Origin of the sequence: Exiguobacterium sp. s145 (assembly GCF_018618835.1) — a bacterium.
Classification (GTDB): Bacteria; Bacillota; Bacilli; order Exiguobacteriales; family Exiguobacteriaceae; genus Exiguobacterium_A; species Exiguobacterium_A artemiae.
Genome location: NZ_JACSMV010000006.1, coordinates 37,076 through 53,350 on the forward strand (window position 1 = coordinate 37,076; position 16,275 = coordinate 53,350).

Sequence of the window (16,275 nt, forward strand, 5' to 3'; positions counted from 1 at the left end):
TTCCACCTTCTCTTTCCGTCAAAAGAGGCAGGAATCTCCCGCCTCTTTCAGCCGCTTCGTCACTTATGCCTGACGGCCGTGACAGTTCTTATATTTTTTACCGGATCCGCACCAACATGGGTCGTTACGTCCGATTTGTTCATTTGGATTTTTTCGGACCGGTGCTTTCTTGACGACCTTGTCCTCTTTACCGGAAACGGCGACTTCGTCTTTAACGACTTTTTCGCGTTTCAGATTCGGATCAAGATCCGCCCGGAGAACGAACTGCGTCACTTCTTCCGCAATCGCTGCGTTCATCGTATCAAACATCATCGAACCTTCCGATTGATACTCACGAAGTGGATCGTTTTGACCGTAAGCGCGTAAGTGAATCCCTTCACGCAATTGATCCATCTGATCGATATGGTTCATCCAGTGCTGGTCGACGGCGCGGAGAACGATGACTTTCTCGAACTCGTCAAACGCTTCAGCCGGCACTTCCGAGCGTTTGTGCTCGTAATGGGCAAAAGTCCGTTCTTTTAACAGTTCGATGATTTCTTCGCGTTCCTTGCCGAACAGATCCTGCTCGGAGACTTTTTCTTCGAGCGCAAGTGTCTGGTTGGCCCACTCCGCTAATGCAGCGATGCTCCACTCTTCCGGAACGAACTCGATTGGCGTGTACTGATGGACACCCGCTTCAATCGTCTGTTCGACCATCGGACGGACGATGTCAGAAACCGACTGGGCATCAAGAATCGCAGCCCGGTCCGCGTACATGACTTTCCGTTGATCGGCCATGACGTTATCGTATCCGAGAACCTGTTTCCGCGCATCGAAGTTATTTCCTTCGACCCGCTTTTGAGCCGATTCAACGGCACGTGAAACCATCCGGCTTTCGATTGGTTGCGAATCATCCATTCCGAGACGATCCATCATCGATTGCAGCGAATCCGATCCGAAACGACGCATCAATTCATCTTCAAGTGACAGATAGAACTGGGATGCCCCCGGATCTCCCTGACGTCCGGCACGACCACGGAGCTGGTTATCGATCCGGCGGGATTCGTGACGTTCCGTCCCGAGGATGTAAAGACCACCTTTTTCGATGACACCTTGTCCGAGCTTGATGTCGGTACCACGACCGGCCATGTTCGTTGCGATCGTGACCGCGTTCGGTTGTCCCGCATTCTCGATAATTTCCGCTTCCCGCGCATGGTTTTTCGCGTTCAAGACTTCATGGCGGATACCACGTTTCTTGAGGATGCTGCTGAGCAACTCTGACGTCTCGACGGCAACCGTACCGACGAGGACCGGTTGTCCTTCGCGGTGGGCACGTTCGATTTCGTCTGCGACTGCAGCAAACTTCCCGTTCATCGTCTTGAAGATCAAGTCAGCCCGATCATCCCGGACGATCGGTTTGTTCGTCGGAACCGGTACGACGTGCATGTTATAAATGTTACGGAATTCCTCTTCCTCGGTTTTCGCTGTCCCGGTCATACCGGCAAGCTTCGTGTACATCCGGAAGAAGTTTTGGTACGTAATCGTCGCAAGTGTCATCGATTCGCGTTGAATCTCGACGCCTTCCTTCGCTTCAATCGCCTGGTGCAGCCCTTCCGAGTAACGGCGGCCTTCCATGACACGACCCGTGAACTGGTCAATGATCATGACTTCGTCTTCACGAATCATGTAATCGACGTCCCGGTGCATGACCGAGTTGGCACGGAGCGCCAGGCTCAAGTGATGGTTCAAGGCAATGTGATCGAGCGCAAACAGGTTATCGATGCCGAAGTATTTTTCAGCGCGGTCGATTCCTTGTTCCGTCAGCAATACACTTTTCGTCTTGATGTCGACCGTATAGTCTTCATCCGCTTTCATCATTTTCGCAAACATATCGGCTTGCGAATAAAGCGCTGTTGATTTTTCGGCAGAACCGGAGATGATCAACGGTGTCCGTGCTTCATCAACAAGAATCGAGTCGACTTCGTCGACGACAGCAAAGTAAAGCGGACGCTGGACACGGTCTTCTTTATAGAGGACCATGTTGTCACGCAAGTAATCAAAACCGAACTCATTGTTCGTTCCGTATGTGATGTCACAGCTGTACGCCGCTTGTTTTTCCTGGCGTGACATGCTCGACAAGTTCAGACCAACCGATAAGCCGAGTGCTGCGTAAAGAGGTTCCATGATGTCCCGGTCACGTTTCGCCAAGTATTCGTTGACGGTGATGACGTGAACGCCGTTGCCGGCGAGGGCATTCAAATAGACGGGAAGTGTCGCGACAAGCGTTTTCCCTTCCCCGGTTTTCATTTCGGCGATATCGCCGTTATGCAGGACGTATCCGCCGATCAATTGGACACGGTAATGACGCATCCCGAGGACACGTGTTGAAACTTCGCGACAGACCGCAAAAGCTTCCGGTAAAATATCATCGAGGTCTTCCCCGTTCTCAAGACGAGTCCGGAATTCGACCGCTTTTCCTTCTAATTCCTGATCCGATAAGGCAGCGACTTGTGCCTCAAATGATTCCACGGCATCCGCCGCTTTTTCTGCTTTTTTCAGAACACGTTTCGTCGGTGCGAATAACTCTTTTAGAAAATTAGCCATGCCTTACAGTCCCCTTACTTCGAACGATTCTTTAAACGAACAGAATTCCGAGATTTTTCCTTTATTCAGTGTACCGAATACGCCGTCAAATTTCAACAAGCGGAGCGACTGCGTCTTATGAAATCCAACTTTAGTCTGAGACATGTTCTATTCATAAATAGTTTTTTATCATACCAAAAGAGGACTTACTCCGGAGAGTAAGTCCTCTGTAGATTCATTATTCTGGTTCAATCAAGCCGTAACGGCCATCTTTCCGACGGTAGACGACGTTCGTGTTACCCGTTTCAGCATCTGAGAAGACGAAGAACGTGTGACCGAGCATATCCATTTGAAGAATCGCTTCTTCCGTGTCCATCGGTTTGAGTGTGAAACGTTTTGTCCGAACGAGTTCGAGTTCCGCTTCATCCTCTTCATAGACAGGTGCTTCTGCCTCCGGTCCTTCGAGCGTTTTGAAGTACTCTCCAATACCGCCGTCTTTGGCACGGCCTCTCCGGTTGATTTTCGTTTTATGTTTCCGGATTTGACGTTCGAGCTTATCGACGACGAGGTCGATTGCTGCGTACATGTCGCCATTGACATCCTCTGCCCGTAGCAAGAGGTTTGGCATTGGAATCGTCACTTCGACTTTCTGTTTCTCATTGTTGACTTTGAGATTGACATAAGCCGTTTGCGCTTCCGTAGGAGTTGTAAAATAACGAGTTAACTTTTCAAGCTTTTTCTCGACGTAGTCCTTGAGAGCATCTGTGACGTCCAAGTTTTCACCGCGAATGTTGTAGATCATGTAAACTCCTCCTTAAGTAACCGGTTGAACCTATGAATTCGTCATCGTTTCAGTCGTTTCCTTCTGAAGATTCAAAATTCTTTTGGTTCGTAATTATTATATCACGATAAGCCCTGCAAGGAAATGAAAACGGTGACATTCTGTTGAACATCTCCTGCTAAACCTAGCGTACTATAATAGTTGTTGCCTGTTGATATTAGCGTATATACCCTTAACAAATTGAGATGAAACAAAAAAACCGCTTTTAGGAGATTCCTAAAAACGGTGGTGGCTGCTAACGGAATTACAGTTTCGAGACGTTTGCCGCTTGCGGGCCGCGATCGCCTTCGACGATTTCGAATTCTACTTCTTCGCCTTCTTCAAGTGATTTGTAGCCATCTGCTTGAATTGCCGAGAAGTGCACGAAGACGTCTTTTGCATCCGATGTCTCGATGAAGCCGTAACCTTTTTCAGCATTAAACCATTTTACTTTACCTTGTTCCATTCGAATTCACGTTCCCTTCGCAAACTGGATTGCGAGAGCAAGCTCTCTACCGAGTATACTATCAAAAGAAGCAATTATTGACAATTAAAAATTCTGATTAATTTGAATTCATTATTAATATTATGATATTGATTCTACTCATTGCTATATATTTAAAAAAACCACATTGTCATTACAGGTGTAGTATTGTATTATATCGTTAGTAATTACCTGTTTTATCCATTGTCCTATTTAAGGAGGATGCAGTCGAATGCGACCATTCTATAATGACGAAAAGTATCGAATCACGAAACGGACCGTCGCGATTTTACCCTGCTATGACATGATGAAACAATCCATCATCGTCCTGGAAGACGGGTCAACGATCATGACACCGCTTCGTCCGTATCAACTTTTACAGTTATCGTGTAGACAGTACAACAGTTCCATCGAAGAACGGATTGTCACGGCAAAACGTGTCGCTTCCGTAAAAGGAAAAGTTCCAGTTGTCATTGAACCGACACTCGGCCTCGTCTTTTTCCCTACCAAATCACCAAAGCGTGATGATTGCGAGTGGTACGCCTGGAGCCACATGTCCGAAGTCATCGAGGAAGACGGACAGACCAAACTCAAAACTCGTAACGGCATGATCCTTCCCGTAAACGCCTCTCCTTACATCGTCCGCAACCAAATGAAAGCAACCGGCGAGCTGATGGCTCGTTACCAGCAATTGAACGCGATGACATTAGAGGACCGCTTTAATGCAATTAAATCGTAAAAAAAATGGGTTGGGCGATGATTTCGCTCAATCCTTTTTTGTTTGTGCCGATATATAATAAGATGAATAATTTTTCAAGAAAGGAGGTTCATCGATGAATATCCAGATGAATCTAACGAGTCCGACCCGTTCCGTCCCCACGACCACCTTATCGGAGACCAAAACATACAGCGGGACCGTCCTCGAAAAGACGGGTCCGAATACGGCCCTCGTCCAGGTCGGCCGCGAGAAGGTCGAGATGACCTTCACCGGTGATGTTCCGGAAGGCACGTTTCAATTCCAGGTCAAAGGTCAAACGACAGAAGGTTATCTGATCGAGCAGGTAACGGAACAGACCGAGCCTGATGTCCCGGTGACCGGACCGGCTAAAGCGGATTCGTCTGGTGTCGATGCCACCTTACTCGACAATCTCCCGCCGGAATTAAAACAGGCTGTCGCCCGGCTGCTTGCGACCGGTCAACTGCCGCAGACACCGGAAACGGTCGCCCGGCTCGTCGCCGCCCTGCAAGGGACTTACAAGGACCTGGTCCTCCAGCTTGTCACACGTCCGTCCGACAGTGCACTGCCGGCTGATGCCAACGTCCTGATCGGCCAGTTGCTCGGCTCAACCGATTCGTTGGTCGACGTCTTACCGGAACGGCAGGCGGTGATCGAGAAACCGACGCTCAGCAATGTCATCGCACTCGATGTCGCCCGCGCGACACTTCCGACACACCATGACATCGATCAGGCAACACCGGTCGCCCTCCGGCAAATCGCAACGCATATTCCGGCAGACGTCCGGCCGGACATCCTCGCTCAGATCGACCGCGGTGACCTGCCAGCAGTGCGGGAACAACTCCGGTCTTATTTCCCGAGCGAACGACCGGTACTTGCAGAACGTCCGGCACCAAGTAAACTCGAACAATTGACGGCTGTCATCGCTCAGGCACATGCAGTGCCAACAGAAAAAACCGCTCCGGCTCCGTTCGTCGCTCCCGTCCGGTCGAATTTAACGGTCATTGCTGAAGTAACACCACGGTTGGCCGAAGTGACGAATGATTTCCGCAGCCAACAGCGGACGATTGTTTCACAACTGCGGCAAATCGAACCGCTCGTCGAGGAACGACCGCTCCAGATGGCGCAAGTGATTGAAAGTACGGCGAACCGGCTGCGGCAAACGTTCCAGCAGACCGATGCGATGTTACATACGAGCATGCGTGACGAAAAACAATTGATTCAACTGTTGTCGAAACTCGAACGCGGAACGGAACTGGCCCTGCTCGGACGCGGGACGGAAGCGAAAGCCGTCGTCCAGGAAGTCCGGCTGGCGCTGGAAGCCTTCCGCTATGCTCCGGCAAACGTCCGCACCGCCTACTTACCGGAACTGAATCCGGGCTCACGTCCGGCTGTTGCTAATCCGCAGCAAACGTTGCTCCCACAGACAAGTCAGCCCGTTTCACCAAACCAACCGGCTCCGACGGCACAACGACCGATTCCGTACGAACCGGGACAAAACAGTCCGCGTGTCCTGCAGGAGACAGTCCAAAAAACGCTCCAGTTGCAGACGGCGGAATTAAAGCTCGCGACACCGGCCGCAAATCCGGAAGCAGCGAAACTGCAGACGTTCCTGAACACGCAGCAACAGGTCAATAAACCGGACAACAACCAGCAGTTGCAACAACTGTTGCTCGCCCTGCCCGTCCAGCTCGTCGAAGGGACCGCCGGACTCCACGTCCACTTACAAAATAAACGACCGGATGAAGTGATCGACTGGGAAAACAACACGTTATATGTCCAACTTGAGACACCACGGCTCGGCGACATCGGCGTTCGTGTCGAGACCGTCAATCGGAAGATGCAGATTACGATCGAAAATGATTTCCCACTGCTCGAGCGTCTGGCAACACCGTTCCTCGAACGGACGACGGAAGCTCTGCAAGCGACCGGTTACCAGGACGTCCGGATCCGCTTCGATGCCTTTACGAAAGATCAGACAACAGCGGAGACCGTCAAACCGGACGAGACACCAACCGGTTACGATTACCGGATTTAAGGAGGCCCTATGTATCAGAAAATTGATTTAAAACACCGTAAATCAGCGGCCGTCCTCCGGTACGATGAAGCGTCCGGCAATGCCCCGATCGTCGTCGCCCGGGCAACGGGTGCCGCAGCCGACCGGATTTTACAGGAAGCCCGTGCCAGCGGCGTCGCGATCGAACAGGATACGTCGTTGCTCGGTCATCTGCTCGACCTGGATCTTGGAACGGCGATCCCGCCGCAACTGTATGATGTAATGGCCGAATTGTTATTATTGATTGAAGAACTTGATCACGCGAAAGGACGGAACTCATGACCGAACAAGAACTGTATCAAATGACTCCGCAACAATTGACGGAGACGATGTTAAAAGGCTTGGTCTTTCAATATGATCAGGCGATCATCGGTCGCGACGAGCGCCGGTTCGATCGCGTCAACGTCCGTCTGCAAAAAGCTTACCAGTTGCTAGAAAAATTGCAGACCGGTCTGAACGACGAAGGCGGCATCATCACGGCCCAGCTGGATCAACTGTATTACTACTTGGCCGAACAGACGTTACAGGCGTATCTTAAGCCGACATGCCTCGAAGAACTGTTGCAACTGACGGAAGAACTGCTCGTTACCTGGCAGGCAGCCAGCCTGAAGAATGACCGCCCCCTCGTTCGGGCGGCACATCATGAGCGTTACGAAGGGATGAACTACTAATGCGGATTTCAAACAATGTACAGGCTCTAAAAGCCTACCGAAACTTAAGTGCCAATCAGATGAACGTCAAGACGACGATGGACAAACTGTCGAGCGGTCAAAAGATCAACCGTGGTGCCGACGATGCAGCCGGTCTCGCCATCTCGGAAAAAATGCGGAACCGCCTCAAAGCACTCGATAAAGCGGAACAAAACGTCCTCGACGGCATCTCGATGGTTCAAACGGTCGAAGGTGGACTCAGTGAAACGCATAACCTGTTACAACGAATGCGGGAACTGGCGGTGCAAGCCGGAAACGGGACACTTGCAACAGAAGACCGGACGGCGATTCAGGAAGAAATCAACCAGTTGACGAATGAAATCTCACGGATTGCCGAGACAACAGAATTTAATGGTAAAAAATTACTGACAGGCGGTTATGGAAAAGAAAGTAACGCTCTATTCATTCAAACAAATGCCGGTGCTAACGAAGGAATCGCTTTGACTATTAGTGACATGCGCGCACTAAACATTGGAATCAGTACAAACACTAAACCAAATACCACAGCTAAAGCACTTGATTATCCAACCGTCAAAACTAAACCGGAGTATGCGCTCAGTGTCATGACAAGCAAAGACGCTGATACAGCTCTTAGTCGTTACACAACAGCCATCGATACGATTTCCCAACAACGTGCAAAACTTGGAGCCATCCAAAATCGTTTCGAAGCAACATCGTCTGTACTAAGCGTCAGTAAAGAAAATTTGACAGCGTCCGAGTCACGGATCCGCGATACAGATATGGCGCGAGAAATGATGGAGTATGCTAAATACAATATTCTCAACCAATCTGGTATGGCGATGATTGCTCAAGCCAACGCCTTACCGCAAGGCGTTTTACAATTACTCAACTAATCGAAGGAGGAATCACTGATGGACATCCGGCGCATCCAAGAAACAAGCCGCCTGCAGACACCGAAGACCGGACCACGTGAGGTCGAAGCCTCGACGACGTTTTCGGCTTTGATGCAGGATAAACGCGAACATAAAGGGTACGAACGCCTGCAACAAAAACTGATGCTCGTCGAAGAGCACGGTCAGTTGCTCGCGGAAAGCCAGACGATCGAACATCTCGAAGCCTATAAAGAAAAAATCAAGGACTTCTTAAAAGATGCTCTCGACCAATCGCAACAGCTGGAAGAAAAGCGTGGTTTCAACCGCCGCGGTCGCACGAAAATCTACAAGGTCGTCGAACAGGTTGATGCTAAGTTACTGCAGTTAACTGACAATGTCATTTCCGGAGAATCACGCCGTCTTGAGATCCTTGATCAAATCGGTGAAATTAAAGGAATGCTCGTCAACGTTTTTGTTTAAATTTATCTTGAGGAGCACGCATCATGCCTGATCTTTATCTTAAAAAATGTCGTTGCCCTTATTGTCTCAAAGAAACAGAGACACAACGCGTTTTAAGCCGCCATATTCGGACTGAACGGACCGACTTTGATGGTTTTATTCATTATCAAGGTCCAAACGTCTATTATTACGAACCTGTTCAATGTAAACAGTGCCACTTCATTTTTCACGAGTCCTTTGAAAAGCTACGTCCTGATGTCCGGGAAACATTGACTGAAATTTTGCCTTCACTTCCAGTTTTACCGTTCGCAGTGACCAAACGCTCGACCAAACAAGCACTTTATCTATATAAACTGTCTTTATATATGGCACAAGTCACACTTCAAAAAGATAGTATCCAAGCAATGCTCGGCGTCCGCATTTCTTGGATGTACCGGCTATTAGAAAATAACGAGCAGGAACTGATCTGGATCGGACGATCCGTCAAAAAATATGAAACACTTTATTTGGAATATACAGATGCAATCCGGACAGGTATTCCGCATGATGTCCTGCTATTACGGATTGGTGATCTTTATGCTGTTTTGGACGATACAGAAAATGCAAAACAATGGTACAGCGTTATCTTCCAAAGTAAGACAGTATCTGATCGGATTAAAAAAGATGCCCGGGACCACTGGGAACTGTACCGCGAAAATCATGTGATTTGACTTCCACCCTGTTCGTCTTTGATTTACTGGACGAAACAGGGGTTTTCTTTCTTAATGACGAAACAAAACAGCAGAATATCTTTTGGAAAGGAGACGAACGTATGGTCAGGACTTCTATCCTCAATCTGTATGTACTGACGGTTTATACCGTCTTATTTTTGACATTCACTTCGACTGTAACGCCCATACTTGCTGGGGTCAGTACATTGATCGGCTTAAGTTACTGTGCTCGCTTCGCGTATGTTCAATTTCTTAAGCCCCGACCACATCATCCGTACCGGTTGATCGGTCAGGCCGTGCTGCTGTTTTGGCTTGGTCTTGTCATCAACTTCGTGTTGGCTGTATTGCCGAGCCGGTTTCATCCCGTCTGGTCGGATGCACTGGCGAACGTCACGTTGACGCTCTTTTTATTCATGACGGCGCTTGTCCTGTTCCGGCTGATTGACTGGTCGTCGTTCCAGCAAAATCGTTTGCTGTATCTCGATGGCTTCATCTTGTTCGGGATGTCGCTTGCCTTAGGTTACGTACTGATTCTGCAAAATCTACCAGCATTTGCTCGGACATCTCTTGAACTGTTGGCAATGACAATCTATGCCTTCTGTTTTTTGGCGCTTTTATTCGCTTTTTTAATCCTTTATACGACTAGACTGCGGGATACGATACGGCATCGTTTATTGCTTCAGGCGGTCTTCCTGTTTTGTGTTACGAACTTTGGCTACTATACGTTTCTTGTCCGTGATCAACTCGAAATCGCCGTCTTCTTTTTACCGCTTTATCCAATCGGTTTAGCTGGCTTGATCGAGTATTTTCGGAACGTACCATCCGTCGAATCCAGTCAACGGACGTTGTCCCGTCCCTATCTTTCCTATATCAGTCTTGCCCTCTTGCTGATCTGGATTACCTTTTTCGAAGTACCCGATATCGTTTATCTTTTAGCGGTTACAGTTCTTTTTTCATTATTTTTGATTCGTCAATTCTTCTCTGAACACCTCAATCAGCAATTGTTTCAGGAACACGCGATTGTCGAACTGGACCTTGCCCAGCATGTCAAAGAACAAACGTCACTACTCGAATTACGAAAAGAAGAATACCGACGATTGTTCCTCGACCACCCGGAGATGATTCTTCAAATTAATCGTTCAGGTACACTGCACGCGATGAATCCGGAAGCCACAGCACGCTTCGGACAAGACTTACCGAATCAGTTGTTAAATCAGCTACGGCTTGAAGTGGCAGGTCTCACGTCCAGCCGTAAACTACTTTTACAAGAAGATAAACTGACTTACGATACAACGTTGATTCCCGTTCCTGGTCACTCTTACGTTTACGTCTTACTGTCCGATATCACGGAGACGATTGAACAGGAAAAATGGCTCGAGAGCCTCGGCTACCACGATGCTTTGACGCGACTGCCGAACCGACGTTACTTCGAAGAACAACTGGAAAAAAAATTGACGCGACTAGATGACGGTTCTTTGCTATTCATCGATTTGGATGGTTTCAAACAGGTCAACGATCAATATGGACATGATGCGGGGGATTACGTCCTCCAAGAGACCGCCAATCGACTTCGACTTCGTCTTCAGAACGACGAAGTCGCAGCACGGCTCGGTGGTGACGAATTCATTGTCTTCTTACTTCGGTCCAAAACAGAGACAATTCGCTATACAGAAAATTTGATTGATCGGCTCAACCAACCATTTTGGTTTCAAGGAATTGAGATGTCGATTACACCGTCGATCGGGATTGCTCGTTATCCGGAGGATGGAGCGACGACGAGCCTGCTATTAATCCTGGCCGACGAAGCGATGTATAATGTCAAACAGCATGAGAAAAATGCTTATCGCTTTAAATGAAAAAGGACTTCCCGTGATGGAAAGTCCTTTTCGTTACAACGACTCGCGCCGATATTTTTCTTCTTCATACGCATCCGGTAAATCAGAAATCGGCCGTTCCACCTCTTCCCAGGATTCTGACTCAACATCCGGTTCGATGAACTGATCGTACGAGCCGTCGGAGCGATAAAATGGTTTAACGACCTTTCGTTTCTTATCTTCACGTTTTGTCACGCGCGATCCCTCCCTAAGCATAGAAAGTTACTGACGAGAATCAAAATACGGTGAAAAACTGCCTTCGACTTCTTCATAAGGATCGATATACGATTTACGACTTGTTTTCGTCTGACGCAATTGATTGATTTGTACCCCTAATTTAGCGGTTTCTGACGATAATTTCAAGTCGATTTTTCGACTGTCGGCGACAAGCTCCTGAATGACGGCTTGATTGGCACCGGCCAGCAAGTTCGAATGGGCGGCAATGAACGCTTCCCGTTCATTCAATAGGTTCTGAACCTTCACTAGCCACTCGTCATAGACGTCTTCCTCCGGAGTTTGCTCCAACAACTCCATCAGATGTTTCGTCTTCAGACGGAGCGGATCAAGCGGACTCATCGTTGACGCGCGAGCTTCATCGCTTCTTTCCATGTTTCCCGGAATTCTTCCGCAAAACCGATCACTTCGTCAATCGCGACAACATCGTTTTTTACGTTGGCATCAATCAGACGGCCCTGCATGTAGTCATAGAGATTATTTAAGTCTTTTGACAAAGCAATCGACTGGTTAAGCGTCAGTTGGAGTTCCATGACAATTGCCTGTGCCTTTTGAATATTCGTATTTTTTTCCTGAATTAATCCGCTCTCAATGTTACGTTTCGCAAGCATCGTAAACTTGATTAGTCCTTCGTAGAGCATCAGCGTCAAATCCTGTGGTAGAGCGGTCGTGACTGAGTTCGTTTGGTAAGTAGCGTATGGATTCATAACTGATCCTCCTTATCCTTGAGTAAGATAGTTCGAGAGCGTAGCTGATTGACTATTCGCCTGGCTCATCGCTTTTTCCATCGCTGCGAATCGGCGATAATAACTGTCTTCTTTTGTTTTAAGTTTATCATTCCATGTCAACATGCTTTTATCGAGATCCGCCAACGTTTTTCCAAGACGATACGTCGTCGCAACAGCACCGTCGAGTCCGGCAACTTTCGAAATTTTATCACGCATCGTTGTAGCGAAGCTTTGAATTTGACGAACGAATCCATCGAGTCCCGTGTTTTTCGTAACAGAACCATAGGGATTAGTTACTGTTTCCGGAGCATCCGCAGTAAACAACTTATAGACGCCTTCAGGCTGTTCTTCAAGCATTTTCTTGAGCTTCGCTTCGTCCAACTTCAATTTCCCACCATCACGGAAGTCGCTGGTGGAAGTAATACCGATTTGCGACATGTATTGTAACTGAATCGTATCTGTTCCTGATGTATACGAATAGCCGGTATCAATTTTCGCCGAGATGGCACTACGGAATGAGTTTATCCCGTCACGCAGAAAACTGTCGTTTTTCAAGACTCCGCTTATCGCCTTCTCTTCCCACTTCTTGACTTCGTCTTCACTTAGATCTTTGCGCTGAGCATCTGTCAACGGCTGAAAATCACGATATTTTTCTTCCCGGACTTTTTTGTTCATTTTATCAACCATCTCATTATACTTATCGACGAATTTTTTAATCGAATCAAAATTCGCTTGCGTATCGAGTTTTGTATTAAGGGTAGTCGCTATTGTGGACGTTGCGTTCAACGTAATCGCCAGACCGTTTTGTGCAAAAGTATTCGTTTTTTGTTCCAGCGCGGTTCCACCGATGCTGTAGATGGCGTTCTTACCTTCGACTGCTGTCTTGACAGGTTCTGTACCAGCAACCGGTGTATTTTTATCGGTCCATGAAATTTCGTTGGATGCAGCGAGTTTTCCCGTACTTTGACGTGTCAGAACCAATTTTCCGGTAATATCATTGAAGACGGCACTTAAACCAAGTGATTTATCACTGTTAATTTTCGATACAAGGTCACCGATCGTTGCCGTTCCATCAAACTCCATCGTCACCGGCGTTCCAGCCGTTCCGTCCACCTGATAGGTTGCTAACTCCAGTTTCATGTTCCCGGAACCGTCTTTTGCGACTAAACCACTCGCATCCAGTTTCGTCTGACTGGAAATTGCTCCTGTCGCGGAAGCATGGCGTGAAATGACAAGCGAAGAGGCCGATGCGAGTTGCGTCACGCTGTCAATGGTGACGCTCCCTGCTGTCGCTGCCGGATTCGCTGTCACCGAAACTTTTGAAGCATCCGAGCTTGTCGCTGTCTTCGACGTATAATTTTTTGATAAAAGCATATCACTTGCTGCCGTTCGTAAATCAAGAAGCCCCCGGTTCATTTCACGGTAGGCATCGCGTTGCCATGTTAAGGTTTGTTTCTTTTGCGAAAGCCGATCGACCGGCGCGCGTTCTGCCTGCATCAATTGTTTGATCATCGTTTCCGTATCAATTCCACTCGCGAGACCACTAAGACGTATCCCTGCCATCCAATCAGTCCTTTCCTTTAAATCCGTTTATCGATTAATTGATTAAATTCCATAAAAGCGGCAAAAAAATCGAGTTCTTTTTTACTTGGTATTTCTTGAACGACGTGGTTCTCCGCATCGACGACCTGAATATAAAATTCATTCAATTTTTCATGTTTGACAAACTTTAGTCCTGTTCGTTGTGCTTCGAGCTGAACATTCGCTTTTTCGATGGCCGTTTCAAGTTTCGTGATATGTTGTGGCGTCGGCAAAATGACAATGCCATCCTGTGCCAAATCCTGTTGATTCGCTTCGACGAAGACATTGCGGGTCGCTTCGTACGGTAAGACATTTTCAGGCAGGTGAAGCCGGATTTCCGTATTGATGGAATTCATGGACAAACACTCCTTTTTCTTCTCTATGTAGTATATCGGCATAATCGGATAACTTGTAATACCTGTTTTAAAATTCAATAGAAAAAGGCCATGGAACGAGTCCATGACCTTTAAATAAGCTATACGACCAATTACGATTAACGGAGTAATTGGAGAACGCCTTGCGGCTGTTGGTTCGCTTGCTACGCGCATTAGCTTTCGCTAATGATAAGACTATATCTTCATCCTAGGTTTACTAGGAGCTGGGCACTTCCCCCGCCGTTTACGGAGTACGGATTTCATAACCATCAGACATGTCCATTAGGTCGTCTATCCTAGTCGTTGAACCTTCACCAAGGTTTCCCTACAGGTGCTTGGCTGCTGATTGTCCAATCCTTGACGTTTTTCAGAACGGTCACGCTCGCCGTTTCCAGCCACGTTGTCGTACATCAAGGCTCTAAAGGAGTTCCAGCAATTCACCCAGTCATGCTCTGATCAGTTACCCGATCAGACGCCCGGTGGAATCAAATTACCGAAGGAGTTGAAGCACGCCTTGGGGTGTTTGATTCGATTGAGCCAACATTGCTTGTGCAGCTTGCGCAAGAATCGAGTTCTTTGTTTGGTTCATCATTTCTTTAGCCATGTCAACGTCACGGATACGTGATTCCGCAGCTGTTAGGTTTTCAGAAGATGTTTTAAGGTTGTTGATTGTGTGCTCGAGACGGTTTTGTGAAGCACCTAATTTTGAGCGTTCTGCTGAAACTGTTTCAATTGCAGTATTAATCTTTTCAACAGCAGCGTTAGCTGTAGATTGAGAAGAAATATCAATTCCACCAGCTACTTCAGCTTTATTACTCAAAGCACTATTTGCAAAAGCTGCACTAGTAGAAGAATTTTTATCAATAGCAATCGTGGCAGCAGTAGAGGTAGTTGCCGTACCTGTACCTGAGCTTAAGTTTCCGTTAAGTTGAAGCTCAACACCGTTAAATTTACTTACGTCAGTAAACTTAGCTGATTTAGCATTTCCTTTAACATCTACAGTTTCAACTGTCGCACCACTTGTTGCTGTTAATCGTACAGTATCTTGAGTTCCTCCAGTTAACGTACCTGTACCAGTTCCTGACCCAGTTGTTGCACTTCCTGTTGCTGCAAATCGTACATCAGTAATTCCCGCTGTCGTTAGAGCAGCATTTAATGCAGTATTTACAGTAGCAGCTGTTGTTTCAGTAGTAGAAGTATCATTTACTTGTAGTGCAATAGTTTTATTAGTTTTATCAACTGTTGCAGTTGCCGCTGAAGCTGAAGCTGTATTGCTAACTGTTATCGTATAACCATTCAATGAATCTGAGTTATCAGCAGTGTTAAATGTAAAACCAGCTGCGGTTGTAGTAGCAATTGATCCTTGAGCTTGAACAGCTGCAGTAACTGCAATTGATGCTCCGTCAACAACTCCAGTCCCTAAATTACCAGAAAACTTAGCGCCAGTAACGTTTGTCGCAGAAGATACAGTTCCTACTGCTACATCTCTTGTTACGCCAAGCGTTTTTGCATCCATTGCATTGATTTCAACAGATAGATTTTGATCTTTATTAGCTCCGATATGGAACTTTACATCACTAATGTTTCCAGATTTAATCCCGCCATCAAGAAGTTTTTTTGTATTGAATTCTGTATTGTTAGAGATACGTGTAATTTCAGAAGCCAATTGGTCAACTTCTTTTTGTAGTTCACCACGATCTGAGTCAGTGTTTGTATCGTTTCCTGATTGAACTGCTAATTCACGCATCCGTTGAAGGATGTCATGTGTTTCGTTTAATGCACCTTCAGCTGTTTGAATCATTGAAATACCATCTTGTGAGTTTTTTGATGCTTGATCAAGTCCACGAACTTGTCCGCGCATTTTCTCGGAAATTGCAAGACCAGCTGCATCATCGCCCGCTTTATTGATGCGAAGACCTGAAGCGAGTTTCTCCATTGATTTACTTTGAGCTGCAGAAGCGCTCGAAAGTTTGTTGTGTGTGTTAAGAGCTGTAATGTTGTGATTGATAATCATTTTAAGTTTCCCTCCATAGGAATATTTTTTTTGTCTCTTTGAAGATCCGTCTTCGCCGAGATGCGCCCCCTGGCCGGCCCAAGAGTAGCGCGGTGGTTGT

At 47.2% G+C, this 16,275-nt stretch carries 17 protein-coding genes; 8 read left to right on the plus strand and 9 right to left on the minus strand.

Features of this window, described 5'->3' with window-relative positions:
* Positions 1-63 precede the first annotated feature (63 nt).
* The 3 genes from secA to KNQ07_RS07300 all read right to left on the minus strand — a co-directional run bounded on the left by secA (position 64) and on the right by KNQ07_RS07300 (position 3,848).
* On the minus strand, positions 64-2,583 hold the full coding sequence (gene secA / locus KNQ07_RS07290) for a preprotein translocase subunit SecA (protein ID WP_214765809.1): 2,520 nt from the start codon (positions 2,581-2,583) through the stop codon (positions 64-66).
* A 217-nt stretch (positions 2,584-2,800) separates the two neighbouring features.
* Positions 2,801-3,364: a ribosome hibernation-promoting factor, HPF/YfiA family gene (hpf, locus tag KNQ07_RS07295; protein ID WP_012371293.1), complete on the minus strand. Its 564-nt coding sequence runs from the start codon at positions 3,362-3,364 to the stop codon at positions 2,801-2,803.
* Between the two features lie 283 nt (positions 3,365-3,647).
* Positions 3,648-3,848 (minus strand): cold shock domain-containing protein, encoded by a 201-nt coding sequence (locus KNQ07_RS07300; RefSeq protein WP_053454190.1) that lies wholly within the window; start codon positions 3,846-3,848, stop codon positions 3,648-3,650.
* A gap of 250 nt (positions 3,849-4,098) precedes the next feature.
* Here KNQ07_RS07300 and KNQ07_RS07305 point away from each other — a divergent pair, with 250 nt between their 5' ends.
* From KNQ07_RS07305 to KNQ07_RS07340, 8 genes are all read left to right on the plus strand, one after another.
* Complete coding sequence (locus KNQ07_RS07305) at positions 4,099-4,605, plus strand: competence protein ComK (RefSeq protein ID WP_214765811.1); 507 nt, start codon at positions 4,099-4,101, stop codon at positions 4,603-4,605.
* Between the two features lie 94 nt (positions 4,606-4,699).
* On the plus strand, positions 4,700-6,640 hold the full coding sequence (locus KNQ07_RS07310) for a hypothetical protein (RefSeq protein WP_214765813.1): 1,941 nt from the start codon (positions 4,700-4,702) through the stop codon (positions 6,638-6,640).
* Positions 6,641-6,649: 9 nt separating this feature from the next.
* Positions 6,650-6,940 carry an EscU/YscU/HrcU family type III secretion system export apparatus switch protein gene (locus KNQ07_RS07315; RefSeq protein WP_012371297.1) on the plus strand — a complete coding sequence of 97 codons (291 nt, stop codon included), beginning with the start codon at positions 6,650-6,652 and terminating at the stop codon, positions 6,938-6,940.
* Positions 6,937-7,329, plus strand: a complete 393-nt coding sequence (locus KNQ07_RS07320) for a flagellar export chaperone FliS (protein WP_214765815.1) — start codon at positions 6,937-6,939, stop codon at positions 7,327-7,329. Before KNQ07_RS07315 ends, KNQ07_RS07320 begins: the two co-directional genes overlap by 4 nt.
* Positions 7,329-8,222, plus strand: coding sequence for a flagellin N-terminal helical domain-containing protein (locus tag KNQ07_RS07325; RefSeq protein WP_214765817.1), 894 nt, complete (start codon positions 7,329-7,331; stop codon positions 8,220-8,222). Before KNQ07_RS07320 ends, KNQ07_RS07325 begins: the two co-directional genes overlap by 1 nt.
* A gap of 18 nt (positions 8,223-8,240) precedes the next feature.
* Positions 8,241-8,681 (plus strand): YaaR family protein, encoded by a 441-nt coding sequence (locus KNQ07_RS07330; protein ID WP_014971201.1) that lies wholly within the window; start codon positions 8,241-8,243, stop codon positions 8,679-8,681.
* 23 nt (positions 8,682-8,704) lie between these two features.
* Positions 8,705-9,370: a DUF2225 domain-containing protein gene (locus KNQ07_RS07335; RefSeq protein WP_214765819.1), complete on the plus strand. Its 666-nt coding sequence runs from the start codon at positions 8,705-8,707 to the stop codon at positions 9,368-9,370.
* Between the two features lie 101 nt (positions 9,371-9,471).
* Positions 9,472-11,226 (plus strand): GGDEF domain-containing protein, encoded by a 1,755-nt coding sequence (locus tag KNQ07_RS07340; protein ID WP_214765821.1) that lies wholly within the window; start codon positions 9,472-9,474, stop codon positions 11,224-11,226.
* A 33-nt stretch (positions 11,227-11,259) separates the two neighbouring features.
* Here the strand turns inward: KNQ07_RS07340 and KNQ07_RS07345 are convergent, their stop codons facing one another.
* The 6 genes from KNQ07_RS07345 to KNQ07_RS07370 form a co-directional block, all read right to left on the minus strand.
* The gene (locus tag KNQ07_RS07345) at positions 11,260-11,439 is read right to left on the minus strand and encodes a hypothetical protein (protein WP_214765823.1); all 180 of its coding nucleotides are present in this window, start codon (positions 11,437-11,439) and stop codon (positions 11,260-11,262) included.
* A gap of 27 nt (positions 11,440-11,466) precedes the next feature.
* On the minus strand, positions 11,467-11,853 hold the full coding sequence (locus tag KNQ07_RS07350) for a hypothetical protein (RefSeq protein WP_251139497.1): 387 nt from the start codon (positions 11,851-11,853) through the stop codon (positions 11,467-11,469).
* Positions 11,817-12,185, minus strand: a complete 369-nt coding sequence (fliS, locus tag KNQ07_RS07355) for a flagellar export chaperone FliS (protein ID WP_214765825.1) — start codon at positions 12,183-12,185, stop codon at positions 11,817-11,819. Before fliS ends, KNQ07_RS07350 begins: the two co-directional genes overlap by 37 nt.
* A gap of 12 nt (positions 12,186-12,197) precedes the next feature.
* Positions 12,198-13,769, minus strand: a complete 1,572-nt coding sequence (gene fliD, locus KNQ07_RS07360; protein WP_214765827.1) for a flagellar filament capping protein FliD — start codon at positions 13,767-13,769, stop codon at positions 12,198-12,200.
* A 17-nt stretch (positions 13,770-13,786) separates the two neighbouring features.
* The gene (locus tag KNQ07_RS07365; RefSeq protein WP_214765829.1) at positions 13,787-14,143 is read right to left on the minus strand and encodes a flagellar protein FlaG; all 357 of its coding nucleotides are present in this window, start codon (positions 14,141-14,143) and stop codon (positions 13,787-13,789) included.
* A gap of 508 nt (positions 14,144-14,651) precedes the next feature.
* Complete coding sequence (locus KNQ07_RS07370; RefSeq protein WP_214765831.1) at positions 14,652-16,175, minus strand: flagellin N-terminal helical domain-containing protein; 1,524 nt, start codon at positions 16,173-16,175, stop codon at positions 14,652-14,654.
* Positions 16,176-16,275 lie beyond the last annotated feature (100 nt).